1 protein-coding gene is annotated in these 1750 nt (G+C 64.3%); it reads left to right on the top strand.

The features are described 5' to 3' along the window. Nucleotides 1–98: 98 nt before the first annotated feature. A partial coding sequence (locus BX592_RS33590; protein WP_134197630.1) for a GspE/PulE family protein occupies nucleotides 99–1750 on the top strand: 1652 nt, incomplete at its 3' end.

The following is a 1750-nucleotide window of genomic DNA, read 5'->3' as shown; positions in this document are numbered from 1 at the left end:
CGGATGAGACGGATGAGACGGATGAGACGGGTGCGTCGCTGGCGTCCGTGGAGCCCGTCGAGCGCGCGGAGCCTTTAGAGCCACCTCCCGCTCGGCCTCTGCCGCAACTCGACGCCGACCTGCTCGCGCGCGCCCGCGCAGCCTCATCAGCCACGCAACGCCATCTGATCGTCGAACTCGAAGCCCTGACCGGCGCCGATCCGCGCGAACTGCTGCAAGCGCTCGCCCAACAACTCGCGATGCGCGTGATCGAAACGCCCGTGATGCTCGCGATGCAGCCGGCGTTCGACCGCGTGCCGCTGTCGCGCGCGATGCAGCGCCGTTGCGCACTGATGCGCGATGGCGATGCGGGCGGCGCGCTGATCGGCGTGGTCACCACGCCGTTCGATCTGGACCTGCAAACGTGGCTGGCCGCGCAGGCCGGTGGCGCGATCGATATCCGCGTGACGCTGCCGTCGGATCTGCAGGCGTACCACACGCGGATGGAAGAGTCCGCGCGCGCGGTCGACAGTCTGGTCGGCGACGGTGGCGAAGCACGCGTCGACGGACGCACCGCGCAGGTACTGTCGTTTGAAACGGTCAGCGAAGCTGCGAGCCCGGCGGTGAAGCTCGTTAATTCGACGCTGTACGACGCTCTCAAAGCCGGCGCATCCGACATCCATATGGAAAGCACATCGAGCGGCCTCGCGCTGAAGTACCGCGTTGACGGCGTACTGGATGCGGCCGCAACGATCAACGGTGTCGAAACCGCGGAACAGGTCATTTCCCGTCTGAAGGTGCTCGCGGAACTCGATATCGCCGAACGGCGCGTGCCGCAGGACGGCAGCTTTCGCGTCGCGGCCGGCGGACGCGACATCGACCTGCGCGTGTCGATCATGCCGAGCATTCACGGCGAGGACGCGGTGATCCGTATTCTCGACAAGCGCGCGATGATCGAAGCGTACGGGTCGCTCACTCTCGAAGCGCTGGGCTACGACGGCGAATCGCTCACGGCGCTGCGCGGTCTTGCAGAAGAACCGTACGGAATGCTGCTCGTGACCGGCCCAACCGGCTCGGGCAAAACGACCACGCTGTACGCGGCGCTCACCGAAATCCATAACGGCCGTGACAAGATCATCACGATCGAGGACCCGGTCGAATACCAGCTGCCGGGCATCCTGCAGATTCCGGTGAACGAAAAGAAGGGCTTGTCTTTCGCGCGCGGATTGCGTTCGATCCTGCGACACGACCCGGACAAGATCATGGTCGGCGAGATCCGCGACCGCGAGACCGCTGAAATTGCAGTGCAATCGGCACTGACCGGCCACCTCGTGCTGACGACGGTGCACGCGAATAACGTGTTTGACGTATTCGGCCGCTTCAGCCACATGGGTATTGATCCGTATGCGTTCGTGTCCGCGTTAAATGGCATCTGGGCGCAGCGGCTGCTGCGTGTGAATTGTACGCACTGCGCAACTTCGTATACGCCAACCGACGCGGAACTCGCGAGGCTGAATCTCACGCGCGCGGAGGTTGCCGATTTCGATTTCCGTCAGGGCGCGGGTTGCGGCGATTGCCGCGGCACCGGATATCGCGGCCGGCGTGCGATTGCCGAGATCCTGATTCTCGATGACGAGATTCGCGACATGGTGGTCGAGAAACAGCCGATCCGGCTGGTGAAGGACAAGGCGCGCCGTAACGGCACGCGTCATCTGCGCGAAGTGGCACTGGCGCAGGTGAAACGTGGCGAGACGACGCTGGCCGAAGTGAA

It is taken from the genome of Paraburkholderia rhizosphaerae, from assembly GCF_004366595.1.
Classification (GTDB): Bacteria; Pseudomonadota; Gammaproteobacteria; order Burkholderiales; family Burkholderiaceae; genus Paraburkholderia; species Paraburkholderia rhizosphaerae.
The sequence above is the reverse complement of the archived record's forward strand: the minus strand, read 5'-3'. Positions and strand labels throughout refer to the sequence as shown.